A 21,475-nucleotide genomic window follows, 5' to 3' on the forward strand; every position below is an offset into this window, starting at 1 on the left:
GATTGAAAAGTACAACATCATGACCCAACAACTGACGCTGGCGCTCTCCAAGGGCCGCATCTTCGAAGAGACCCTGCCGCTGCTCAAGGCGGCCGGCATCACCGTGTCCGAGGACCCGGAGTCGTCGCGCAAGCTGATCCTGCCGACCAATGATCCTGACGTGCGGGTGATCATCGTGCGCGCTTCCGACGTGCCGACCTATGTGCAATACGGTGCGGCCGATTTCGGCGTGGCCGGCAAGGACGTGCTGCTGGAACACGGCGGCGAAGGCCTTTACCAGCCGATCGACCTGAACATCGCCAAGTGTCGCCTGTCGGTGGCGGTGCAGGAAGGCTTTGACTATGCCAGTGCGGTGCGCCAGGGTGCGCGCCTGCGGGTGGTGACCAAGTACGTCAAGACCGCACGCGAGCACTTCGCCGCCAAGGGCGTGCACGTGGACCTGATCAAGCTGTATGGCTCGATGGAACTGGGTCCGCTGGTCGGCCTGTCGGACGCCATCGTCGACCTGGTCAGCACCGGTGGCACGCTGCGTGCCAACAAGCTGGTGGAGGTCGAGCACATCATCGATATCTCCTCGCGCCTGGTGGTCAACCAGGCCGCGCTGAAGTTGAAGCGCGAGCGCTTGCAGCCCATCCTCGATGCCTTCGAGAAGGCGTCCAAGGCCAAGTAATACTGTCATTTCAACGACCCAGATTTCCTCGCAGAGCAGGTGAGACCATGAGCATTGCCATCCGAAAACTCGATTCCGCCGATGCCGGCTTCCGTGACAAGCTGTCGGCCGTGCTGGCCTTCGAAGCCAGCGAGGACGAGGCCATCGACCGCGCCGCCGCCGGCATCCTGGCCGATGTGAAGGCGCGTGGCGATGTCGCCGTGCTGGAATACACGCAGCGTTTCGACCGCGTGCAGGCCGCGTCCGTGGCCGCCCTGGAAATCGGCAAGGAAGCGCTGCAGGCAGCGCTGGCCGGCCTGCCCGAGGCACGTCGCCATGCGCTGCAGACCGCCGCCGATCGTGTGCGCGCCTATCACGAGCGCCAGAAGAAGGAATGCGGTTCAGACGGCTTCCTCTATCGCGAAGCCGATGGCACCGAGCTGGGCCAGAAGGTTACGCCGCTGGATCGCGTGGGCATCTACGTGCCGGGCGGCAAGGCGGCCTATCCTTCGTCGGTGTTGATGAATGCGATTCCCGCCAAGGTGGCGGGCGTGCAGGAAGTGATCATGGTCGTGCCCACGCCGGATGGCGTGAAGAATGAGCTGGTACTGGCCGCCGCGGCCATTGCGGGCGTGGATCGCGTCTTCACCATCGGTGGCGCGCAAGCGGTCGGTGCGCTGGCCTACGGCACCGCGACCATCCCGCAGGTGGACAAGATCGTCGGCCCCGGCAACGCCTATGTGGCCGCTGCCAAGCGCCGCGTGTTCGGCGTGGTGGGCATCGACATGATCGCCGGCCCCTCGGAAATCCTGGTCATCTGCGACGGTGCCACCGATCCGGACTGGATCGCCATGGACCTGTTCTCGCAGGCCGAACACGACGAACTGGCGCAGTCCATCCTGCTCTGCCCCGACGCGGACTACATCGCCAAGGTGGAAGCCTCGATCAACCGTCTGCTTGAGGACATGCCGCGCAAGGACGTGATCCGTACCTCGCTGACCGACCGTGGCGCCCTGGTCAAGGTGCGCGACATGCAAGAGGCCTGCGAGATCGCCAACATGATCGCCGCCGAGCACCTGGAGATTTCGGCACAGGAGCCGCAACAATGGGCTGACCTGATCCGTCATGCCGGTGCCATGTTCCTGGGACGTTTTTCGTCCGAGTCGCTGGGTGATTACTGCGCCGGCCCGAATCACGTGCTGCCGACCTCGCGGACCGCGCGCTTCTCCTCGCCGCTGGGGGTGTATGACTTCCAGAAGCGTTCCAGCGTGATCCGCGTGTCGGAAGAGGGCGCGCAGACGCTGGGCAGGATCGCCGCCGAACTGGCCTATGGCGAAGGCCTGCAGGCGCACGCTCGCTCGGCTGAATTACGGCTGAAGAAGTGATCCCATGACGGCGGCCATCGACTCCTGTGCAGGCGACGGCTGGCTGGACCGCGTGCATTGCGAGGATGCGCTGGACGCCGTCGGTGGACTGGCGCGCATCCCCGATGGCAGCATCGATCTGCTCATCGCCGATCCGCCCTATGGGCTGGGCAAGGACTACGGCAACGACTCCGACAAGCTCGATACGGCGGCTTACCTGGCCTGGACCGAGCAGTGGGTGGATGCCGCACTGCCCAAGCTGAAGGCCAACGGCAGTCTCTACATCTTCCTCACCTGGCGTAATTCGCCGGAGATTTTCGTCATGTTGAAGCAGCGCATGATGATGATCAACGAGATCATCTGGGACCGCCGCGTGCCTTCCATGGGCGGCAGTACCCGACGCTATTCGTCGGTGCATGACACCATCGGTTTCTTCGCCCGGGCCAAGGATTACTTCTTCGATCTCGATGCGATTCGCATCCCCTACGATGCGCAGACCAAGAAGGCGCGTTCACGCTCCATCTTCGTCGGCGCCAAGTGGCTGGAGATGGGCTACAACCCCAAGGATGTGTGGAGCGTGTCGCGCCTGCATCGCGAGCACCGGGAGCGTGCCGACCATCCCACGCAAAAGCCGCTGGAAGTGGTGGAGCGCATGGTCAAGGCGTCCTGTCCGCCGGGCGGTGTGGTGCTCGATCCCTTCATGGGCAGCGGTACCACGGCGGTGGCGGCGCGACGCTGCGGGCGCCATTTCACCGGTTTCGAACTCAATCCTGATTATTGCGAACTGATCCGCCAGCGCCTGGATGCGCTGGCCCCTGCGAGCCAAGATGATGAATCCCTCCAAGCCTGATAGCGCCGAAGCCGTGGTGGCCAATGTGATTCGCCCCGTGGTGCGGGGCTGGCAGTCCTATCACGTACCCTCGGCCGAGGGCATGGTCAAGCTCGATGCGATGGAAAACCCCTACGTGCTGCCGGCCGCATTGCGCGAGGAGCTGGCGCAGCGACTGGCCGCGCTGGAGCTGAACCGCTACCCGGTGCCGTCCTATACGCGCCTGAAGGCCGCCATCTGCGACCGCCTGGGCGTGCCGGCGGGTTACGATGTGCTGCTGGGCAATGGCTCGGATGAGCTGATCACCATGCTGTCGGTGGCCTGTGCCATTCCCGGTCGGACCATCGTGGCGCCGGAACCGGGTTTCGTCATGTATGGCGTCTCGGCCAGGATGGCAGGGCTGGATTACGTGGGCGTGCCGCTGCGCGCGGATCTGACGCTGGATCTGCCGGCCATGCTGGCCGCCATCGCGGAACACAAACCGGTGGTGACCTGGCTCGGCTATCCGAACAATCCGACCGGCACGCTCTACGAGATGGCTGATGTGTTGCGCATCGTCGAGGCCGCCGCCCCCTACGGACTGGTGGTGGTGGATGAGGCCTACCAGCCGTTTGCCGCCTCCACGCTGATGCCGGCATTGCCCCAGCACAACAACCTGATCGTCATGCGCACCGTTTCCAAGCTCGGCCTGGCGGGGGTACGCCTGGGCTACCTGGCGGCCGCGCCGGCGCTGTTGCGGGAATTGGACAAGGTCCGCCCGCCCTACAACGTCAACCTGCTCACCGAGGCGGCGGCGCTGTTCGTGCTGGATCACCTGCTGGTGGTGGAAGGGCTGGCGGGGCGCCTGCGCGAGGCGCGGGGTGCGCTGGCGGCCGAACTGGCGGCGCTGGACGGGGTGCAGGTCTTCCCGTCGGCGGCTAATTTCATCTTGATCCGCGTCCCGGATGCCGATAAAGTCTTCGCCGCTTTACTGGCGCGCAAGGTACTTGTGAAAAATGCCGGTAGAATGCATGTACTGCTGCAAAACTGTTTGCGCATTACCGTCAGTTCGGAAGAGGAAAACAGTCTCTTCCTGACGGCCCTGAAAGCGGCACTGCGCGACCTGTAGAGGACGGCGGCGCCAAGGCAATCCCCCAGGCATCACCCAACGATAGAACCCCGTCTAACCCTGACCATGTCTACACCGAGAACCGCGGAAGTCGTCCGCAACACCAACGAGACGCAGATCCGCGTTGCGATCAACCTGGATGGGACCGGCCAGCAGAAGCTGGATACCGGCGTTCCCTTCCTGGACCACATGCTGGACCAGATCGCCCGCCATGGCCTGATCGACCTGGATATCCACGCCAAGGGCGACCTGCACATCGACGCGCACCATACGGTGGAAGACGTGGGCATCACCCTGGGCATGGCCTTCGCCAAGGCCATCGGCGACAAGAAGGGCATCCGCCGCTACGGCCATGCCTATGTGCCGCTGGATGAAGCCCTGTCGCGGGTGGTCATCGATTTCTCCGGCCGTCCCGGCCTGGAATACCATATTCCCTTTACCCGTTCGATGATCGGCTCCTTCGATGTGGACCTGACCAGCGAGTTCTTCCACGGTTTCGTCAACCATGCGCAGGTGACCCTGCACGTGGACAACCTGCGCGGCATCAATGCCCACCACCAGGCCGAGACCGTGTTCAAGGCCTTCGGTCGCGCATTGCGCATGGCCGTCGAACTCGATCCGCGGGCTGCTGGTACGATTCCGTCGACCAAGGGCAGCCTGTAAGCTGTCGTCCGCTGGGTATCGCTAAATCATCTGGGTCTACCGGTGCGTGAGCATCGATCATTTTCGCCATGAATAAAATTGTTGTAGTCGATTACGGCATGGGCAACCTGCGCTCGGTGGCGCAGGCGCTGCGCCATGTCGCGCCTGAAGCCGATGTGCGCATCTCCGGCGAGGTCGCCGATATCCGTGCCGCCGATCGCGTGGTCCTGCCTGGCCAGGGCGCCATGCCCGATTGCATGCGCAGCCTGCGCGAATCCGGTGTCCAGGACGCCGTCATCGAGGCTTCCCGCACCAAGCCGCTGTTCGGCGTGTGCGTGGGAGAACAGATGTTGTTCGACTGGAGTGAAGAAGGCGACACCCCTGGCCTGGGGCTCTTGCCCGGCAAGGTGGTGCGTTTCGAGCTGGAAGGTGTGCGTCAGGATGATGGATCGCTGTTCAAGGTCCCGCAGATGGGCTGGAACCATGTCCACCAGACCAGCGCCCACCCGCTGTGGGAAGGCATTGCCGACAACGCCTTCTTCTATTTTGTCCACAGCTACTACGCCGTACCGGCCGAGACCGCCCATGTGGTCGGCCAGACGCCGTATGGCCGCGAGTTCGCCTGTGCCGTGGCCCGCGATAATATCTTTGCAACCCAGTTCCACCCGGAAAAAAGTGCCGCGGCGGGTTTGCAGCTGTATCGGAATTTCGTACACTGGAAACCTTGATTTTTGTCTTTCAGGCAAGAACCTCGTAGCTGATCGTCGACAACCCTTCTCTTTTACTGACTAGTCATCCCCTAGCCATGCTGCTCATACCCGCCATCGACCTGAAAGACGGTCATTGCGTACGCCTCAAACAAGGTGATATGGAACAAGCCACCGTTTTCTCCGAAGATCCGGCGGAAATGGCCCTGCACTGGCTCAGGCAGGGCGCGCGTCGCCTGCACCTGGTCGACCTGAATGGCGCCTTTGCCGGCAAGCCCAAGAACGAGGCGGCGGTCAAGGCCATCCTCAAGGCGGTCGCCAGCTTCGCCGAGGAAAACGACGTCGAGGAAATCCCGGTGCAACTGGGTGGCGGCATCCGCGACCTCGATACCATCGAGCGCTATCTGGACGATGGCCTGTCCTACATCATCATCGGCACCGCCGCGGTGAAGAATCCCGGCTTCCTGCATGACGCCTGCAGCGCCTTCCCGGGCCAGATCATCGTCGGCCTGGACGCCAAGGACGGCAAGGTGGCCACCGACGGCTGGAGCAAACTGTCCGGCCACGAAGTGGTGGACCTGGCGCAGAAGTTCGAAGGCTATGGCTGCGAAGCCATCGTCTACACCGACATCGGCCGCGACGGCATGATGGGCGGCGTCAACATCGAAGCCACTGTGCGCCTGGCGCAGGCGGTGACCATCCCCATCATCGCTTCGGGCGGCGTGCACCATGTGGGCGACGTCGAAGCCCTGTGCCGCGTCGAGGATGAGGGCATCGAAGCCGTCATCTGTGGTCGTTCCATCTACGAAGGTACGCTGGACCTGCGCAGCGGCCAGGATCGCGCCGATGAGCTGACGCGCGAACTGGAAGCCAACCGCCTGTCCGGCAACAAATAACATGGCCCTTGCTAAACGCATCATCCCTTGCCTGGACGTGACCGCTGGTCGCGTGGTCAAGGGCGTCAACTTCCTGGAGCTGCGCGATGCCGGCGATCCGGTCGAAATCGCCCGTCGTTATGACGACCAGGGTGCCGACGAGCTGACTTTCCTCGACATCACCGCTTCTTCCGATGGCCGCGACCTGATCCTGGACATCATCGAAGCCGTGGCCTCGCAGGTCTTCATCCCCCTGACGGTAGGGGGCGGCGTGCGCGCCGTTGAAGACGTGCGCCGCCTGCTCAATGCCGGCGCCGACAAGGTCGGCATCAACACCTCGGCCGTGACCAATCCGCAACTGGTGGCCGATGCCGCCAGCAAGTACGGTTCGCAGTGCATCGTGGTGGCCATCGACGCCAAGCGCGCCGGTGACGGCAAGTGGGAGGTCTACACCCACGGCGGTCGCAAGGCCACCGGCCTGGATGCGGTCGAATGGGCGCGCAAGATGGCGCAGCTGGGCGCGGGCGAAATCCTGCTGACCAGCATGGATCGCGACGGTACCAAGAGCGGCTTCGACCTGGACCTGACCCGCGCCGTCTCGGAAGCGGTCAGTATTCCCGTGATCGCCTCCGGCGGCGTGGGCGGCCTGCAGGACCTGGCCGATGGCATCACCAAGGGCAAGGCCGACGCGGTGCTGGCCGCCAGCATTTTCCACTATGGCCAGCACACCGTGCAGGAAGCCAAGCGCTTCATGGCCGATCAGAACATTTCCATGAGGCTGGCATGAGTATCAGCGCCAAATGGCTCAACAAGGTCAAATGGGACGAAGTCGGCCTGGTGCCGGTGATCGCCCAGGAAGTCGGCAGCAATGACGTACTGATGTTCGCCTGGATGAATCGCGAGGCGCTGGCGCGCACCGTCGAGATCGGCCAGGCGGTCTACTGGAGCCGCTCGCGCAAGAAGCTGTGGCACAAGGGCGAGGAGTCCGGTCACTTCCAGAAGGTGCACGAGATTCGCCTGGATTGCGACGAAGACGTGGTGCTGCTCAAGGTCGAGCAGGTCGCTGGCATCGCCTGTCACACCGGTCGTCATTCCTGCTTCTTCCAGAAGTTCGAAGGCAGTGCCGACAGCGGCGAATGGGTCACGGTCGAGCCCGTCCTCAAGGACTTGGCCCCCGGTGCCGGTGGCGGTCCTGCTGCCACGGCGGCAGAGCCGGCCCCGGCCAAGCCCAAGCGTGTGCGCAAGAGCATTCCCAAGCCAGTCGACAGCGACAAGACCCCATCATGAGTGAAACCCTGAAGCGACTGGCCGAAGTCATCGAGTCGCGCAAGCTGGCCAATGGCGGCAATCCAGAGAAATCCTACGTCGCCAAGCTATTTGCCAAGGGCGACGACGCCATCCTCAAGAAGATCGGCGAGGAGGCCACCGAAACCGTGATGGCGGCCAAGGATGCCCGTGTCTCCGGCGACAAGTCCAAGGTGCTCTACGAATGTGCGGACCTGTGGTTCCATTCCATGGTGTTGCTGGCCCAGTTCGACCTGCAGCCCCAGGATGTGCTCAATGAACTGGCGCGGCGCGAAGGCCTCTCCGGCCTGGAAGAAAAGGCAGCCCGCAAGGATTGATTCCCCCTCATACCGTGTTTCCCAGGAGTACGGCGTTGGATAATTGCATTTTCTGTAAGATCGCGGCAGGCCAGATTCCCTCGAAGAAGATCTACGAGGACGAGGACCTGATCGCCTTTCACGACATCAACCCGGCGGCGCCGGTGCATTTCCTGATCATCCCGCGCCTGCATGTGGCCACGCTGGCCGATTGCGGCGCGCAGCATGTCGAACTGCTGGGCAAGATGCTGGCCCTGGCACCGCGCCTGGCGGCCGAGCAGGGCTGTGGCTACGGGCTGGATGCCGAGGGTCAGCCCACCGGGGGATTCAAGACCCTGATCAACACCGGACCGGATGGTGGCCAGGAGGTGTACCATCTGCACATGCACGTCATCGGCGGCCCCCATCCGTGGCGGGTACGGTTCGTGCAACAATGAGGATTCGCCGGCCCGGGGGCCGGCAGGTTTGTTCGTACACAGGGCAGGGATGTCCGCTTAGGAGAAGAGAATGGGTTCGTTCAGTATTTGGCATTGGCTGATTGTTCTGGTGATCGTGATGCTGGTCTTCGGCACCAAGAAGCTCAGCAACATGGGTTCCGACCTGGGCAAGGCAGTCAAGGGCTTCAAGGATGGCGTCAAGGGCGGCGAAGGCGAAGAAGAAGCCAAGAAGGAAGCCGCCATCGACGTGCAGGCCAAGGAAAAAGACAAGTCCGGCAGCTGATCTGCTGGCGTCCGCCCGGCCTGGTTGGCGGGTGCTTCGGGGTGCCTGTGCTCCTGCGGTGCAGGCAACCCGGTCTTCGAGGCGCCACAGGCGCCATCGCTGTCCTCTTAATGTCCACACAGACTCATGATTGATATCGGCCTTACCAAGCTGGCCTTGATCGGCGTGGTCGCGCTGGTCGTGATCGGCCCCGAGCGTCTGCCCAAGGTGGCGCGCATGGCCGGCACCCTGTTCGGGCGCGCCCAGCGTTACATCAACGACGTCAAGTCCGAGGTCAGCCGCGAGATGGAACTCGACGAGCTGCGCAAGATGCAGAAGGACGTGCAGGATGCGGCCAGCGACGTCAGCAACAGCATTCACAAGAGCATGTCCGACACCGAATCCTCAATCAACGCGGCCTGGAATGGCGGCGATGAGAGTTCGGATGAATACGGTGACGGCAGCAGTGGCAGCAGCTGGAAGCGCAATCCCGACCCGTCGCTGCTGGCGATCAAGGCCAAGGCCTTCCGTCGCAAGAAGCTCTCGCGCACCACCGGGGTCCCGGCCTGGTACAAGCACCAGAGCGGCCACAGGACCCGCGTGATCTCTGCGTCCGCCCGCGTGGCCAAGTACCGCCGCCCGGTAGGCGTGGGCAAGTCGGCCGGTTTCTTCTAATTTGGCGCAGCGCGTCTCACTTCATCAGAATGCTCCGAATCCATGGCTGAAGAAAACACCCAGGCCGAAGATACCTTCATCTCGCACCTGATCGAACTGCGCAGTCGCATCGTCAAGGCGGCTGCGGTGGTGTTGGTGGTGTTCCTGTGCATGATGCCGTTTGCGGCCCATATCTTCGACGTGCTGGCTGCACCGATGATCCATGCGCTGCCCGCTGGCAGCAAGATGATCGCCACCGGCGTCATCACTCCTTTCCTGATCCCCATCAAGGTCACCATGCTGGTGGCGGTGCTGATTTCACTGCCATGGGTGCTTTACCAGTTGTGGGCCTTTGTCGCTCCCGGCCTGTATGCGCATGAAAAGCGCCTGATCGCACCGCTGGTGATTTCGTCCTCGCTGCTGTTCGTGGCCGGTGTTGCGTTCTGCTATTTCTTTGTGTTCGGCGTGGTCTTCCCGTTCATCAACAACTTCGCACCCAAGTCGGTCTCGGTAGCGCCCGATATCGACAGCTACGTCGACTTCGTGCTGACCATGTTCGTGGCCTTCGGTGTCACCTTCGAGGTGCCGGTGATCGTGATCGTGCTGGTGCGCATGGGGCTGGTGCCGCTGGCCAAGCTGAAGCAGATTCGCCCTTACGTCATCGTCGGCGCTTTCATCGTGGCCGCCGTGGTCACCCCACCCGATGTGATGAGTCAGTTGATGCTGGCCGTGCCGCTGGTGTTGCTCTACGAAGTCGGCCTGCTGGTTGCGCCCATCTTCGAGCGTGCCACGCGTGCGCCGGATGCCGAGCCCAGCAGTACCGCCTCCCCGGAGTAGGCCAGCGCGCAGACGCTGATGACAACCCAAAGACAAAGCCCGCTGATGAAGCGGGCTTTGTCTTTGGTACATGCGGTGAGGCGTTGGATTACTCCTCTGTGCTCACCAGCGGGATATCTCGCAGCCACTGCACGAGCGGATAGGCATTCTTGAAACCCTCCAGCACGTGCTTGCCCAGGTCGGCCGGGATCTTCTTGCGGATATCTTCTTCGGACCAGACGATGAAGCTCTTCAGCTTCACATATTCGATATTGGGACTGTCCGGATCGAAGCCCTTGGGTGGACGTTGCAGTTTCCCTTCCTCCTGCAGGTCACCATAGGCGGTCGTCAGCTTCTTGTTCTTGCGCATCTTCGTAAAGCCGGCCGCATCTTCCACGACGCGGTTGCGGATGGCGCGCAGGCGCGGTGTCGGCGGCATGTACTCGCCCCCGGCGATGAGCAACTGGCCGGCTTCGTTGATGTGGAAGTAGTACGCCGGGCCGCCGCCCTGGCTGGGCTTCTTCAGTCCGCTGGCCGTGATGGCCGCCGAAAAATGTGTCTTGTAGGGACGCTTGTCGTGCGAGAAGCGCATGTCACGATTGATACGGAACAGCGCTTTCTTCGGATTGCAACCGGCGATGGCCGGATCGAACCTGCTGATCTCGGCGATCAGCTTGATGGTCAGCGCCAGGAATTCCTCACGCAGGATGTCGTAACGCGGCTTGTTCATCACGAACCAGGCGCGGTTGTTGTTCTCGGACAGTTCACCCAGGAACTGGATCAGGTCACGCACATGCATGGATGGCTTCTCCTCGCTTATTCTTCGTCGCTGTCATCGCTCTTGGGCGGCGGCGGCCGCTTGCCCACGGTGATGTTCAGCTTGGTTTCCTGCGACTTGCGCAGGACCGTCATGGCAATCTCCTGGCCCGGCGTCAGCTGGGCGATGACGTTGAGCATCTCGGTGGTATCGGCCACGACCTTGCCGTCGATGCTCACCAGGATGTCACCCGGACGCATGCCGGCGCGATCAGCAGGACCGCCCTTGAGCACGCCGGCGATGATGGCGCCGGTCTTCTTGCCCAGGCCGAAGCTCTCGGCAAGTTCCGGTGTGATGTCCTGTGGTTCCACGCCGATCCAGCCGCGCACCACCTGGCCATGGCTGATGATGGCTTCCATCACCGTCTTGGCGGTCGACATCGGGATGGCGAAACCGATACCCAGATTGCCGCCGGTGCGCGAGTAGATCGCCGTGTTGATGCCCAGCAGGTTGCCATTGGTATCGACCAGCGCCCCGCCGGAGTTGCCGGGGTTGATGGCGGCATCGGTCTGGATGAAGTTCTCGAAGGTATTGATGCCCAGGTGGTTGCGGCCCAGCGCCGAGACGATGCCCATGGTGACCGTCTGCCCCACGCCGAAGGGATTGCCGATGGCCAGTACCACATCGCCCACCGAGCTGTTCTCCGGATGGCCCAGGGTGATGGCCGGCAGGTTGGGCAGATCGATCTTGATGACGGCCAGGTCGGTCTCGGGATCGATACCGACCACCTTGGCGCTGGCCTTGCGACCGTCGGCCAGGGCCACTTCGATCTTGTCCGCCGCTTCCACCACGTGGTTGTTGGTGAGGATGTAGCCCTGTGGGCTCACGATCACGCCAGAGCCGAGGCTGGACTGCTTGTCGTCCTGCTGCTGCTCATCGAACTGGTCACCGAAGAACTTGCGGAAGAACGGATCATTCTGGAACGGACTCTTCTGAGGGCGTGCCTCGGTGGTGGTGAAGATGTTCACCACCGATGGCATGGCCTGGCGCGCGGCGTTGCGATAGGAGTCGAGGGCCGGTGCATTGGGCGTGGCTTCCTGCATCTGGACCGTGGACTGGGCGGGCCTTGCACGCGAACTGAAGGAACCGGACAGCCAGTCCGGCTTCAAGGTCGCTACAATGAACCACACGGCCAGACCTACTGTCACGGTCTGTGCAAACAACAGCCATAAACGTCGCATAAAGAATTCTTGGTATTGATTTGAAATCGGATGAGGAAGAGATGACCCGCCACATTAACAGAGATGAGTTCTCGGCATATCTGGGACAGACGCTTAACGCGGCGCAATACCGCGATTATTGCCCAAACGGCTTACAGGTGGAAGGGCGCACCACGATTGCGCGCGTGGTCAGTGGCGTCACCGCCAGCCTGGCCTTGATCGAAGCAGCCAGGGACTGGCAGGCTGATGCCATCCTGGTCCATCATGGCTATTTCTGGCGCGGTGAAGATATGCGCGTGATCGGTCAGAAACAGCGTCGCCTCAAGCTCTTGCTGGCGCATGACATCAATCTCTTCGGCTATCACCTGCCCCTGGATTCACATCCGGAGCTGGGCAACAACGCGCAACTGGCCAAGCGACTCGACTTTGAAGCCACCGGCCGCTTCGGCGAGAACGATATCGGCTGGATCGGACGTTGCCATGCGTCGTCGGTGAAGACGGCTGCCGATCTGGTGATGTTGATCGAAAAGCGCCTGGGCCGCATGCCACTGCTGATCGGTGATCCGCAGCAGCAGGTGGGCAAGGTGGCGTGGTGCACCGGCGCAGCGCAGGGCATGCTGGGCGAGGCGATCGACGCCGGTGCTTCGGTCTACATCAGCGGGGAAATATCCGAACCGACCGTGCATCTGGCACGCGAGACCGGCACCCTCTATCTCGCCGCCGGCCACCATGCCACCGAGCGTTACGGCATCCAGGCTCTGGGTGAACATGTGGCGGCACACTTTGGCATCGAGCACCGTTTCATCGACATCGACAATCCGGTGTAGGCTGCCTGCCCTGCGCGGCGGCTTGTCCCGGCGCGGCGCTTAGCCCTGCTTCTTCAGCGAATCGCGAATTTCGCGCAGCAGCAGCACATCTTCGGGTGTCGGTGCGGGGGCCGCCGGTGCGGCTTCCTCATGCTTGCTGGCCAGGTCGCGGGCCTTGTTGATGGCGCGGACCATCTGGAAGATGATGAACGCCAGGATCAGGAAGTTGATCAGGATGGTCAGGAAGTTGCCATAGGCAAAGACGGCGCCGGCCTTCTTGGCTTCGGCCAGCGGCATGCCGTAGGCCTGGCCGTTGAGGGGCAGGTAGTAGTTCGCGAAATCCAGGCCGCCGAAGATCTTGCCGACAAGGGGCATGATGATATCCTCCACCAGCGAACTGACGATCTTGCCGAAGGCCCCGCCGATGATGACACCGACGGCCAGGTCGACCACGTTTCCCTTGATCGCGAAGGCGCGAAAATCCTTGAGCATGCTCATCCCTGGTTTCTCCTTTGAAAGTTGCTGTTTAAACATGAGGCGGGCTTACAACGGGTTATATCCTGCCCGCCGTCAAAAGTAAATCGGACAAGCGCTGACGCCGCACTGCAAGAAAACCGATAAAAAGAGCAGATTGACAATGGGTTGCGCTGCGTCAAATGTCGATTTTTGCCAGCCTGTACCATACCGGCCGTTAGCTACAAAACCCTATTCAGCTTATATATAATCGAAAAGTTGCATGAGGGTCACTTAGAAGGTCCACGCTAACTTACATTTGGAGATTGGGGTCTTTATGACTGACGAGAATCAGGTCGACGCAAGTCGACGAGGTTTGCTTGTTGCGACTTGTGCGGCCGGCGGTGTAGCGGGTTTGGCCACCGCTGGAGCGTTTGTCTCCACCCTGCAACCTTCTGAACGTGCCAAGGCTGCGGGTGCACCGGTGGAAGTGGATATTTCTTCACTTGTTCCCGGTGAGATGCGCACCGTCGAGTGGCGCGGCAAGCCAGTCTGGATTCTCAAGCGTACACCCGAAATGATCGAGTCCCTCAAGAAGACCGATGGCGAGGTGGCCGATCCCAATTCCAAGCGCACCGATTTCTCCGAAACTCCCGACTACGCCCTCAACGAGTGGCGTTCCCTGCGCAAGGACATCCTGGTCGTGGTGGGTATCTGCCCGCACCTGGGTTGCTCGCCCAGTTCGCGCTTCCAGAGCGGCCCCCAGCCCTCGCTTCCGGACGACTGGCACGGCGGTTTCCTGTGCCCGTGCCACGGCTCGACCTTCGACCTGGCTGGACGCGTGTACAAGAACAAGCCGGCGCCGGACAACCTGCAGGTCCCGCGCTACATGTTTGAAGGCGAAAACAAGCTCGTCATCGGCAAGGACGAGAAAGGGGAGGCCTGATCATGGGAGCATTTCACGAAAAGAAGCTGCCGGATGACGCGCCGGTCGCAGCCAAGGCCCTGAACTGGGTCGATTCCCGCTTTCCACTGACCGCTACCTGGAAAGCCCATCTGTCCGAATACTACGCACCGAAGAATTTCAACTTCTGGTACATCTTCGGTTCGCTCGCCCTGCTGGTGCTGGTGATCCAGATCGTCACCGGCATTTTCCTGGTGATGCACTACAAGCCGGATGCCACCCTGGCATTCGCCTCGGTCGAGTACATCATGCGCGATGTACCCTGGGGCTGGCTGGTGCGCTACATGCACTCCACCGGCGCCTCCGCCTTCTTCATCGTGGTCTACCTGCACATGGTGCGGGGCCTGTTGTACGGCTCCTACCGCAAGCCGCGTGAACTGGTGTGGCTGTTCGGCGTGGGGATCTTCCTGTGCCTGATGGGTGAAGCATTCTTCGGTTACTTGCTGCCCTGGGGGCAGATGTCCTACTGGGGCGCGCAGGTGATCGTGAACCTGTTTGGTGCCATTCCCTTCATCGGCCCTGACCTGTCGCTGCTGATTCGCGGCGACTACGTCGTTTCCGACGCCACCCTGAACCGCTTCTTCTCCTTCCACGTGATCGCCATTCCGCTGGTGCTGATCGGGTTGGTGGTCGCCCACATCATCGCGCTGCACGAAGTGGGATCGAACAACCCGGACGGCGTGGAAATCAAGGAAAAGACCGATGCCAATGGCGTGCCGCTGGACGGCGTGCCGTTCCATCCCTACTACACGGTGCATGACATCTTCGGCGTGTCGATCTTCCTGATGGTGTTCTCGGCGGTGGTGTTCTTCGCGCCTGAAATGGGCGGCTACTTCCTGGAATACAACAACTTCATCCCGGCAGACTCGCTCAAGACCCCGCCGCACATTGCCCCGGTGTGGTACTTCACGCCGTTCTACTCGATCCTGCGCGCGACCACGGCGGACTTCATGGGCTGGCTCATCGCTGGCGTGGCAGCCTACGTGGCACTGCTGGCCATCAAGTCGCGCCTGAGCGCAAAACTGAAGATCGCTGCCATCGTCATCGGTCTGGTAATCATTGCCGGCATGCTGGTGTTCGACGCCAAGTTCTGGGGCGTGGTCCTGATGGGCCTGTCGGTCGTGATCCTGGGTGGCCTGCCATGGCTGGACAAGTCGCAAGTCAAGTCCATCCGTTACCGCCCGAGCTGGCACAAGTACGTGTACCTGGTCTTTGGCATCGCCTTCGTCATCCTTGGCTACCTCGGCGTGCAACCGCCGACGGCCATCGGTACCACCGTCTCGCAGGTGTGCAGCTTCATCTACCTCGGCTTCTTCCTGCTGATGCCTTGGTGGAGTGCTGCCGGTACCTTCAAGACGGTTCCCGAGCGCGTCGTCTACCACCCGCACTAAGCCAGCCGCCAAAGGACAAGAACATGACATTGCTCAAGAAAGTGATTGCCGCGCTGGCCTTGCTGCCAGCGCTGGCCTGCGCCAACGAAGGGGGCTTTCCGCTGGATCACGCCCCGGACCGGACCAAGGACGTCTCGTCGTTGCAAAACGGTGCCAAGTTGTTCGTGAATTATTGTCTGAATTGCCATTCGGCCTCCGCGATGCGCTACAACCGCCTGCGCGATATCGGCCTGAGTGAGGACCAGATCAAGAACAACCTGATGTTTACCGGGGAAAAAGTCGGCGACCTGATGAAGATTTCGATGTCGCCGCAGGATGCCAAGGCCTGGTTTGGCGCCGCACCACCGGACCTGTCGGTGATTGCGCGTGCCAAGGCATCGGAGGCAGGCAGCGGTCCGGACTGGATTTATACCTACCTGCGCAGTTATTATACGGACGACAGTCGTCCCACCGGCTGGAACAACATGCTCTTCCCCAACGTCGGGATGCCTCATGTGTTGTGGGAATTGCAAGGAATCCGCAAGGCCAAGTTCGTCGAGGAGAAGGACCCCCACGACGCCAACAAGACCACCCACAAGTTTGCCGGCTTCGAGCAGGTCAAGCCCGGCAAGATGAGCACGGCGGAGTATGACAACAACGTCGCCGATCTCGTTGCCTATTTGCAATGGATGGGTGAGCCGGCGCAGAATACGCGCAAGCGACTCGGGGTCTGGGTTCTGTTGTTCCTGGGCATCTTCTCGGTATTGGCGTGGCGTTTGAACGCGTCCTATTGGAAGAACATCAAGTAAAAACGTACAATCACGTATCCGCGCGGTTTTGCGGAATTGCGTACCGGGGTGAGCGTTATGCGTCTCGCCCCCCTTTTGTTTTTAGGGCTCTGAAAAAATGATGGTTCTCTACTCGGGCACGACCTGCCCATTTTCGCAACGTTGCCGTCTCGTCCTGTTCGAAAAGGGCATGGATTTCGAGATCCGCGACGTGGACCTGTTCAACAAGCCGGAAGACATTTCGGTCATGAACCCCTACGGCCAAGTGCCGATCCTGGTCGAACGTGACCTGGTGCTGTACGAATCGAACATCATCAACGAATACATCGATGAACGTTTCCCGCATCCGCAACTGATGCCGGCCGACCCGCTGATGCGTGCCCGTGCCCGCCTGATGCTGTTCAATTTCGAAAAGGAACTGTTCGTCCACGTGCACACGCTGGAAAACGAAAAGTCCAAGGCTGCCGAAAAGAACCAGGAAAAGGCGCGCAACGAAATTCGCGACCGCCTGACCCAACTGGCACCGCTGTTCCTGAAGAACAAGTACATGCTGGGTGACGAGTTCTCCATGCTGGACGTGGCACTGGCACCGCTGTTGTGGCGCCTGGATCATTACGGTATCGAGCTGTCCAAGACTGCTGCCCCGCTGATGAAGTATGCCGAGCGCATCTTCTCGCGTCCGGCGTACATCGAGGCGCTGACCCCGTCCGAGAAGGTGATGCGTCGTTAAGCCGCATCCCGGAGTATCCGCTGCGCGTCTGCCATTAATGGGCGCGCAGCGTGTTCCACCTGCAGTCCGATTTGCAGTTTCACCCCGGCTCAGCCGGCAGATGCGGGCATGCCTCGCATCGCACACCACATAGTCATGCAAGAAGTCTCCACCAAGCCCTACCTGCTGCGCGCCATCTACGAGTGGTGCACCGACAACGGTTATACGCCGCACATTGCCGTGGTCGTCGACAGCCGCACGCGCGTGCCGATGCAGTTCGTCAAGAATGGCGAGATCGTACTGAATATCAGCTTCGAGGCCACCAGCGGCTTGAAGATGGAGAATGACAGCATCCATTTCAGCGCCCGCTTTGGCGGTGTCTCGCGCGACATCATGATCCCGGTAGAAAACGTCATCGCCATCTATGCCCGTGAAAACGGCCAGGGCATGGCCTTTGAAGCGCCGGTTGCCGTTGGTGAGGATAACGCCCAGGACTCACCTGTGTCTGAAAGCGTCGCGCCGGCCCCGGCACTGTCCTCGGTTCCCGTTTCCGAACCCGAGAAGAAGCCTGCAGATACTGGCTCAAAGGACGATGACGATCCGGAACCACCGAAAAAAGGTGGCCGACCTGTACTGACCCGGATCAAGTAGGCTATAATCGCGGGCTCAAGTTTTGCTGGCTTAGCTCATCTGGTAGAGCACCTGACTTGTAATCAGGGGGTGGCGGGTTCAAGTCCTGCAGCCAGCACCAGTATTTAAAAGGCTCTCCGACCGGAGAGCCTTTTTATTTTGCTTCGCCATTCCGGCTCTTTCCCTGCCGACATCCTGTCAAGTCGACTGCGCATAGCTTAATAGGCATATCCAAAGCCGAATCTACGGCACGCCGTAACCGCGCAATTCTCCTCCACATGAAGCGGGAAGAAAATCCATCAATACGTAGCAGTGAGTGGGGTGATGAAAAATCTACCCCGCACTTTTCACGAGGCGGCCGGATGTGGTCGTTGCGGGCGTTATGCCGGTATCAGAAGGTGTAGCGCATACCTACGCGTAGAACAGGGTACATGCGATAGCCGCGCAGCTTGTCATTGAGCTTGATGTTTTCGGTAGCGATGTCCGATGTCAGTTGTGCGCAACCGGCTGAACCCAGCGTGCAATTCGTGCTGTCGATCGAGGTACTTGCGCGCCCCTGGAACATCACCCCCGCATCCGCTGTGAACCCCCAGCCTTTGTCAGGTGCGGTCGCATTGCCATAGCCGAGGCCTAGATAGGGCGCATATTTCTTGAACGCGACATTGCCGTGGATCTTGCCAACCAGGTTTGCGGAATAGTCAGTACCGTTTAGCTGGTAGTTATTGTTTTCATCAGGCTTGCCTTCGATGTCAACGGTGTTGCGGTTATAAATCGCACCAGCAGTCAAGCGAAAGCCGTTCTCGAACGGGAACCAATCCATCAACGCATCAAAGGTGCGGAGCTTGGCACTGGCTTCACAACCAATACGATAAATGCGCGAGTAGAAAGAATAGTTAAAGTAGTTCGCACCAACCCGGGCATTGAGGGTGGGCGTGATCGGCACACTGACGTGTATTCCCGCGCCAGTGGTACCGACCTCGGTGCTGAGACCAAGGTTGATTGCATATGCCTCTCCAGTCGAAATCGCAGCCAGCACGACAAGCAGAAGAGCAGGTCGGATTAGTTTATTGTTGTTTGCCACGGTAATCCCCCTTGTCGTTTTCTTTAGAACAGCCTTGGGGCAGTCTATTCAGAAAATTTTGTCTGAACGATCGGGGTTTTCCTGATGAGGCAACGTCAGCGATTGCATTTCAAATCGGCAGATTGCCGGGAGCTGGGAAATTTTCTGCAGTGTAGTTCTGTAATGACCCACTAAAAATCCAGCTCGGTGGATAACTCCGAGAGAAAGTCAGAACGAGCTAGGCCATGAAAGAAGAATTCGCGGGTTTGGCAGCCAAGCGCAGCGGGACTGGCGACAGACGTGATCCAGGGTAAGACAACGGTAGCGGAGGTCGACCGGTCGTTTTATATCCCCCATGCGAGATCGAAGAATGGGGTAACGAGGGACTCAAAAAGATGGTAAATGCCCTTCGTGCCATACCACTTGGTGTGACTTTCAGCTCATGGTGAAAGCCTTGCCTTCAAGTTGTGGGGCAGTTAGAGGCGACAAGAGACGGATTTCCTTAATCCGCTTGCACAGAGAATCGATCAGTTACCGCGCAACGGTAGCTGATCGATTCAACGAACCGCTGCGGTCAGCTTCTTTACACCGGGTGCGTCCCTGTTCCTCTGTCACGCAAGCTTACCCCCGCCCAGCCGAAATACGCTTACCGACTGTGCCAGTCGTCGCGCCTGTTCCTTCAATGCTTCGGTGGCGGCAGCGGCTTCTTCCACCAGGGCGGCGTTCTGTTGCGTCACAGTGTCCATTTGCGCAATGGCTTGGTTGACCTGTTCGATCCCGGCTTCCTGCTCGCCGCTGGCAGCCGAGATTTCACTCATGATCTGGGTGACATTGCGTACGCTTGTTACCAGTTCCTCGATGGTCGACCCAGCGCTTCTGACCAGCCTGCTGCCGTCTTCCACCTTCTCGACCGAGTTGCCGATCAGCGCCTTGATTTCCTTCGCCGCTGTGGCCGAGCGTTGGGCCAAGGTGCGTACCTCCGAGGCCACCACCGCAAAGCCACGTCCCTGCTCACCGGCACGGGCTGCTTCCACCGCCGCATTGAGCGCGAGGATATTGGTCTGGAACGCGATGCCGTCGATGACAGAAATGATTTCCTCGATTTCGCGGGCAGAGGCCTGGATTTCGTCCATGGTGCTGACTACGTCGGAAACCACCAGTCCGCTGCGCGACGCCACCTCGGAGACCGAGCCTGCCATCGCATTTGCCTGGCGCGCATGATCAGCGTTGCGTCTCACGGTTGAAGTGATCTGTTCCATCGCCGCCGCCGTCTCTTCCAGCGAACTGGCCTGTTGCTCGGTGCGTGCGGAGAGATCGAGATTGCCACCAGCGATCTGCGTCGAGGCCGTGACGATGGTATCGCTGCCAGTGCGCACGCCACCGACCACGCGTTGCAAGCTGCTGTTCATATCCTTGAGTGCTTGCAGCAGTTCACCGGTCTCATCCTTGCGAGTGACTTCGATCCGACTCCCAAGGTCACCTGCTGCGACGGTCTTGGCGATTCTTACTGCCTCGTGCATCGGTCGTGTGATCGAACGCGTTGCCAGCACGGCCAATAAGGCGGCTAGTGCCATCACCAGCGCACCGACGGCCAGGTCGATGGACTTGCCGGTACTGATGGCTTTGGAGATATCCCGGCCCGTACCGTTGGCATTCGCGCGCGCGATTGCCAGCAGACCGGAAAAACCGGCCGCCAATACCTTGTCAGCGCCACTGATGGAAGCATCGATTTCCGTCACGGAGGCAGCCGCTGACTTCATGCCTTGCGCCTTCGTCAATGCCTCGCGGTAATTTTTTTCGCCTGTAGCGATCTTCTGCAGCAGTTCATCTTCCTTGGGATTATCTACGCCAAGCTTGCGGTACTCGATCATCAGCCGGTTGATGGCATCCATATCGGCCAGGAAGTGCTTGTCATAGTCCTTGCCGCGGACGACGTAGTTCTTGAAGTTCTGCACACCATCGCCCAGTTTGATGTAACCCTGGGTGGCATAGTCCTGCTTGTTCAGCACGGTGCCCGAAAAGTCTTCCCAGTGTCGTCCGATCTGGTTCAGGATCAGAATTGATGCGACGATCAGGCTGCAGGCAAGCAGCGTGACCAGCATGAATGAACCACCGAGCCGCGTGCCGATTCTCATACCTGTTCCTTGAATAGTATTTATAGGATTACCAGATTCTGATCGCGATTAGAGACATGGAAAGGTAAGTGGAAGCGGTAAAAACCGGTTCAGCTCGCAATTTGATGCTCTAACTGCTGCAAGACAGACAAGATTCGCGTGCACATTCTTTCAAGTGCCGCAATACAGCATTACCCGATCACCGGTTTTTCTCTCATCGCCGGACCGATAAAATTCTCGCATGAGAATGCAGCATTGATAAAGGATAAGCATAGGGCTGGGTCCGCTTGCATTCATCGAGGAGCAGATCATGAGCAACATCACCATTCGTCATTGCGCGGTCGCCATTAGCTTGGCCTTGACCGCCTTCGCTGCCCATGCAGCCTACGCAGCCGACACCCCACCGACCACATCTTCCGAGCAGTCGGCAGCCAAGCCGGTTGCCAGCGTTACCGGCTCGCAAATGGCTGACAAGGGGCATACAGGGCTCACCCGAGAACAGGTCAGGGAAGACCTCAAGCGTTACCAGCGTGAGCACGCCAATCCAAGCTATGCAGAGTTGGTTTTCCTGCGCTGATCCAGGCTGGCCGGGGCTGACCTAGGCTTGTGTCAGAGATCCTGAGCGTGCTGCCGATGATCCGTTGGTGATCGAAAATCGGC

General features: G+C 60.3%; 26 protein-coding genes and 1 tRNA gene. 22 read left to right on the plus strand and 5 right to left on the minus strand.

What is annotated here, in order from left to right:
- Positions 1-19: 19 nt before the first annotated feature.
- The 14 genes from hisG to tatC all read left to right on the plus strand — a co-directional run bounded on the left by hisG (position 20) and on the right by tatC (position 9,965).
- Positions 20-670, plus strand: a complete 651-nt coding sequence (gene hisG, locus ACEOAC_RS03990) for an ATP phosphoribosyltransferase (RefSeq protein WP_006461570.1) — start codon at positions 20-22, stop codon at positions 668-670.
- Positions 671-717: 47 nt separating this feature from the next.
- Positions 718-2,034 (plus strand): histidinol dehydrogenase, encoded by a 1,317-nt coding sequence (gene hisD / locus ACEOAC_RS03995; protein WP_241813557.1) that lies wholly within the window; start codon positions 718-720, stop codon positions 2,032-2,034.
- A gap of 4 nt (positions 2,035-2,038) precedes the next feature.
- Positions 2,039-2,863 carry a DNA-methyltransferase gene (locus ACEOAC_RS04000; protein WP_006461572.1) on the plus strand — a complete coding sequence of 275 codons (825 nt, stop codon included), beginning with the start codon at positions 2,039-2,041 and terminating at the stop codon, positions 2,861-2,863.
- A complete protein-coding gene (hisC, locus tag ACEOAC_RS04005) occupies positions 2,844-3,950 on the plus strand; it encodes a histidinol-phosphate transaminase (RefSeq protein WP_413628902.1) in 1,107 nt (368 codons plus the stop codon). Before ACEOAC_RS04000 ends, hisC begins: the two co-directional genes overlap by 20 nt.
- A gap of 66 nt (positions 3,951-4,016) precedes the next feature.
- Positions 4,017-4,613, plus strand: a complete 597-nt coding sequence (gene hisB / locus ACEOAC_RS04010; protein ID WP_006461574.1) for an imidazoleglycerol-phosphate dehydratase HisB — start codon at positions 4,017-4,019, stop codon at positions 4,611-4,613.
- Positions 4,614-4,681: 68 nt separating this feature from the next.
- Positions 4,682-5,320, plus strand: a complete 639-nt coding sequence (gene hisH / locus ACEOAC_RS04015; protein WP_077236049.1) for an imidazole glycerol phosphate synthase subunit HisH — start codon at positions 4,682-4,684, stop codon at positions 5,318-5,320.
- 77 nt (positions 5,321-5,397) lie between these two features.
- Complete coding sequence (hisA, locus tag ACEOAC_RS04020) at positions 5,398-6,195, plus strand: 1-(5-phosphoribosyl)-5-[(5-phosphoribosylamino)methylideneamino]imidazole-4-carboxamide isomerase (protein WP_413443460.1); 798 nt, start codon at positions 5,398-5,400, stop codon at positions 6,193-6,195.
- Between the two features lies 1 nt (position 6,196).
- Positions 6,197-6,961: an imidazole glycerol phosphate synthase subunit HisF gene (hisF, locus tag ACEOAC_RS04025; protein WP_006461577.1), complete on the plus strand. Its 765-nt coding sequence runs from the start codon at positions 6,197-6,199 to the stop codon at positions 6,959-6,961.
- On the plus strand, positions 6,958-7,461 hold the full coding sequence (gene hisI / locus ACEOAC_RS04030; RefSeq protein ID WP_102663529.1) for a phosphoribosyl-AMP cyclohydrolase: 504 nt from the start codon (positions 6,958-6,960) through the stop codon (positions 7,459-7,461). The genes hisF and hisI overlap by 4 nt, the downstream gene beginning before the upstream one ends.
- The gene (locus ACEOAC_RS04035) at positions 7,458-7,796 is read left to right on the plus strand and encodes a phosphoribosyl-ATP diphosphatase (RefSeq protein ID WP_006461579.1); all 339 of its coding nucleotides are present in this window, start codon (positions 7,458-7,460) and stop codon (positions 7,794-7,796) included. The genes hisI and ACEOAC_RS04035 overlap by 4 nt, the downstream gene beginning before the upstream one ends.
- 35 nt (positions 7,797-7,831) lie before the next feature.
- On the plus strand, positions 7,832-8,212 hold the full coding sequence (locus ACEOAC_RS04040) for a histidine triad nucleotide-binding protein (protein ID WP_077236047.1): 381 nt from the start codon (positions 7,832-7,834) through the stop codon (positions 8,210-8,212).
- A gap of 70 nt (positions 8,213-8,282) precedes the next feature.
- Positions 8,283-8,495 (plus strand): Sec-independent protein translocase subunit TatA, encoded by a 213-nt coding sequence (tatA, locus tag ACEOAC_RS04045; protein ID WP_006461581.1) that lies wholly within the window; start codon positions 8,283-8,285, stop codon positions 8,493-8,495.
- Between the two features lie 126 nt (positions 8,496-8,621).
- Positions 8,622-9,149, plus strand: coding sequence for a Sec-independent protein translocase protein TatB (gene tatB / locus ACEOAC_RS04050; protein WP_102663528.1), 528 nt, complete (start codon positions 8,622-8,624; stop codon positions 9,147-9,149).
- 42 nt (positions 9,150-9,191) lie between these two features.
- Positions 9,192-9,965: a twin-arginine translocase subunit TatC gene (gene tatC / locus ACEOAC_RS04055; protein WP_241813554.1), complete on the plus strand. Its 774-nt coding sequence runs from the start codon at positions 9,192-9,194 to the stop codon at positions 9,963-9,965.
- 88 nt (positions 9,966-10,053) lie between these two features.
- Here the strand turns inward: tatC and ACEOAC_RS04060 are convergent, their stop codons facing one another.
- Positions 10,054-10,743 carry a DUF2461 domain-containing protein gene (locus ACEOAC_RS04060; RefSeq protein WP_413443459.1) on the minus strand — a complete coding sequence of 230 codons (690 nt, stop codon included), beginning with the start codon at positions 10,741-10,743 and terminating at the stop codon, positions 10,054-10,056.
- A gap of 17 nt (positions 10,744-10,760) precedes the next feature.
- Entirely contained in the window at positions 10,761-11,942 is a 1,182-nt protein-coding gene (locus ACEOAC_RS04065; RefSeq protein WP_006461585.1) for a Do family serine endopeptidase, read from the minus strand.
- A gap of 41 nt (positions 11,943-11,983) precedes the next feature.
- Between ACEOAC_RS04065 and ACEOAC_RS04070 the strand changes: the two genes are divergently transcribed.
- The gene (locus ACEOAC_RS04070) at positions 11,984-12,748 is read left to right on the plus strand and encodes a Nif3-like dinuclear metal center hexameric protein (RefSeq protein ID WP_413443458.1); all 765 of its coding nucleotides are present in this window, start codon (positions 11,984-11,986) and stop codon (positions 12,746-12,748) included.
- A gap of 39 nt (positions 12,749-12,787) precedes the next feature.
- On the opposite strand, the gene mscL is transcribed toward ACEOAC_RS04070, so the two are convergent.
- Complete coding sequence (gene mscL, locus ACEOAC_RS04075) at positions 12,788-13,225, minus strand: large conductance mechanosensitive channel protein MscL (RefSeq protein ID WP_077236045.1); 438 nt, start codon at positions 13,223-13,225, stop codon at positions 12,788-12,790.
- Positions 13,226-13,517: 292 nt separating this feature from the next.
- Between mscL and petA the strand changes: the two genes are divergently transcribed.
- From petA to ACEOAC_RS04105, 6 genes are all read left to right on the plus strand, one after another.
- Positions 13,518-14,126, plus strand: a complete 609-nt coding sequence (gene petA, locus ACEOAC_RS04080; RefSeq protein ID WP_006461588.1) for a ubiquinol-cytochrome c reductase iron-sulfur subunit — start codon at positions 13,518-13,520, stop codon at positions 14,124-14,126.
- Positions 14,127-14,128: 2 nt separating this feature from the next.
- Positions 14,129-15,535 (plus strand): cytochrome b, encoded by a 1,407-nt coding sequence (locus ACEOAC_RS04085; protein ID WP_413443457.1) that lies wholly within the window; start codon positions 14,129-14,131, stop codon positions 15,533-15,535.
- Positions 15,536-15,558: 23 nt separating this feature from the next.
- Positions 15,559-16,323: a cytochrome c1 gene (locus ACEOAC_RS04090; RefSeq protein ID WP_006461590.1), complete on the plus strand. Its 765-nt coding sequence runs from the start codon at positions 15,559-15,561 to the stop codon at positions 16,321-16,323.
- Positions 16,324-16,420: 97 nt separating this feature from the next.
- The gene (locus ACEOAC_RS04095) at positions 16,421-17,032 is read left to right on the plus strand and encodes a glutathione S-transferase N-terminal domain-containing protein (protein ID WP_006461591.1); all 612 of its coding nucleotides are present in this window, start codon (positions 16,421-16,423) and stop codon (positions 17,030-17,032) included.
- Between the two features lie 135 nt (positions 17,033-17,167).
- Positions 17,168-17,662, plus strand: coding sequence for a ClpXP protease specificity-enhancing factor (locus ACEOAC_RS04100; protein WP_006461592.1), 495 nt, complete (start codon positions 17,168-17,170; stop codon positions 17,660-17,662).
- A gap of 24 nt (positions 17,663-17,686) precedes the next feature.
- A tRNA-Thr gene (locus tag ACEOAC_RS04105) sits at positions 17,687-17,762 on the plus strand.
- 270 nt (positions 17,763-18,032) lie between these two features.
- On the opposite strand, the gene ACEOAC_RS04110 is transcribed toward ACEOAC_RS04105, so the two are convergent.
- Together ACEOAC_RS04110 and ACEOAC_RS04115 are read right to left on the minus strand one after the other, a co-directional pair.
- A complete protein-coding gene (locus ACEOAC_RS04110; protein ID WP_413443712.1) occupies positions 18,033-18,722 on the minus strand; it encodes a hypothetical protein in 690 nt (229 codons plus the stop codon).
- Between the two features lie 590 nt (positions 18,723-19,312).
- The gene (locus ACEOAC_RS04115) at positions 19,313-20,836 is read right to left on the minus strand and encodes a methyl-accepting chemotaxis protein (protein WP_413443713.1); all 1,524 of its coding nucleotides are present in this window, start codon (positions 20,834-20,836) and stop codon (positions 19,313-19,315) included.
- Positions 20,837-21,125: 289 nt separating this feature from the next.
- On the opposite strand from ACEOAC_RS04115, the gene ACEOAC_RS04120 reads away from it, so the two are divergent.
- Positions 21,126-21,392, plus strand: a complete 267-nt coding sequence (locus ACEOAC_RS04120; protein ID WP_413443714.1) for a hypothetical protein — start codon at positions 21,126-21,128, stop codon at positions 21,390-21,392.
- The last annotated feature ends 83 nt before the right edge of the window (positions 21,393-21,475 follow it).

It is taken from the genome of Herbaspirillum frisingense, from assembly GCF_047325095.1.
Classification (GTDB): Bacteria; Pseudomonadota; Gammaproteobacteria; order Burkholderiales; family Burkholderiaceae_D; genus Herbaspirillum; species Herbaspirillum frisingense.

What these genes read in the sequence shown, in the direction of transcription:
- ACEOAC_RS04115 (WP_413443713.1), bottom strand. Translation starts at nt 20,836, where the DNA reads ATGAGAATCGGCACGCGGCTCGGTGGTTCATTCATGCTGGTCACGCTG.
- ACEOAC_RS04035 (WP_006461579.1), top strand. Translation starts at nt 7,458, where the DNA reads ATGAGTGAAACCCTGAAGCGACTGGCCGAAGTCATCGAGTCGCGCAAG.
- ACEOAC_RS04070 (WP_413443458.1), top strand. Translation starts at nt 11,984, where the DNA reads ATGACCCGCCACATTAACAGAGATGAGTTCTCGGCATATCTGGGACAG.
- ACEOAC_RS04065 (WP_006461585.1), bottom strand. Translation starts at nt 11,942, where the DNA reads ATGCGACGTTTATGGCTGTTGTTTGCACAGACCGTGACAGTAGGTCTG.
- ACEOAC_RS04120 (WP_413443714.1), top strand. Translation starts at nt 21,126, where the DNA reads ATGAGCAACATCACCATTCGTCATTGCGCGGTCGCCATTAGCTTGGCC.
- hisF (WP_006461577.1), top strand. Translation starts at nt 6,197, where the DNA reads ATGGCCCTTGCTAAACGCATCATCCCTTGCCTGGACGTGACCGCTGGT.
- mscL (WP_077236045.1), bottom strand. Translation starts at nt 13,225, where the DNA reads ATGAGCATGCTCAAGGATTTTCGCGCCTTCGCGATCAAGGGAAACGTG.
- ACEOAC_RS04060 (WP_413443459.1), bottom strand. Translation starts at nt 10,743, where the DNA reads ATGCATGTGCGTGACCTGATCCAGTTCCTGGGTGAACTGTCCGAGAAC.
- petA (WP_006461588.1), top strand. Translation starts at nt 13,518, where the DNA reads ATGACTGACGAGAATCAGGTCGACGCAAGTCGACGAGGTTTGCTTGTT.
- tatB (WP_102663528.1), top strand. Translation starts at nt 8,622, where the DNA reads ATGATTGATATCGGCCTTACCAAGCTGGCCTTGATCGGCGTGGTCGCG.
- hisC (WP_413628902.1), top strand. Translation starts at nt 2,844, where the DNA reads ATGAATCCCTCCAAGCCTGATAGCGCCGAAGCCGTGGTGGCCAATGTG.
- hisD (WP_241813557.1), top strand. Translation starts at nt 718, where the DNA reads ATGAGCATTGCCATCCGAAAACTCGATTCCGCCGATGCCGGCTTCCGT.
- hisA (WP_413443460.1), top strand. Translation starts at nt 5,398, where the DNA reads ATGCTGCTCATACCCGCCATCGACCTGAAAGACGGTCATTGCGTACGC.
- ACEOAC_RS04085 (WP_413443457.1), top strand. Translation starts at nt 14,129, where the DNA reads ATGGGAGCATTTCACGAAAAGAAGCTGCCGGATGACGCGCCGGTCGCA.
- hisI (WP_102663529.1), top strand. Translation starts at nt 6,958, where the DNA reads ATGAGTATCAGCGCCAAATGGCTCAACAAGGTCAAATGGGACGAAGTC.
- hisG (WP_006461570.1), top strand. Translation starts at nt 20, where the DNA reads ATGACCCAACAACTGACGCTGGCGCTCTCCAAGGGCCGCATCTTCGAA.
- ACEOAC_RS04100 (WP_006461592.1), top strand. Translation starts at nt 17,168, where the DNA reads ATGCAAGAAGTCTCCACCAAGCCCTACCTGCTGCGCGCCATCTACGAG.
- tatC (WP_241813554.1), top strand. Translation starts at nt 9,192, where the DNA reads ATGGCTGAAGAAAACACCCAGGCCGAAGATACCTTCATCTCGCACCTG.
- hisB (WP_006461574.1), top strand. Translation starts at nt 4,017, where the DNA reads ATGTCTACACCGAGAACCGCGGAAGTCGTCCGCAACACCAACGAGACG.
- ACEOAC_RS04090 (WP_006461590.1), top strand. Translation starts at nt 15,559, where the DNA reads ATGACATTGCTCAAGAAAGTGATTGCCGCGCTGGCCTTGCTGCCAGCG.
- tatA (WP_006461581.1), top strand. Translation starts at nt 8,283, where the DNA reads ATGGGTTCGTTCAGTATTTGGCATTGGCTGATTGTTCTGGTGATCGTG.
- ACEOAC_RS04000 (WP_006461572.1), top strand. Translation starts at nt 2,039, where the DNA reads ATGACGGCGGCCATCGACTCCTGTGCAGGCGACGGCTGGCTGGACCGC.
- ACEOAC_RS04095 (WP_006461591.1), top strand. Translation starts at nt 16,421, where the DNA reads ATGATGGTTCTCTACTCGGGCACGACCTGCCCATTTTCGCAACGTTGC.
- hisH (WP_077236049.1), top strand. Translation starts at nt 4,682, where the DNA reads ATGAATAAAATTGTTGTAGTCGATTACGGCATGGGCAACCTGCGCTCG.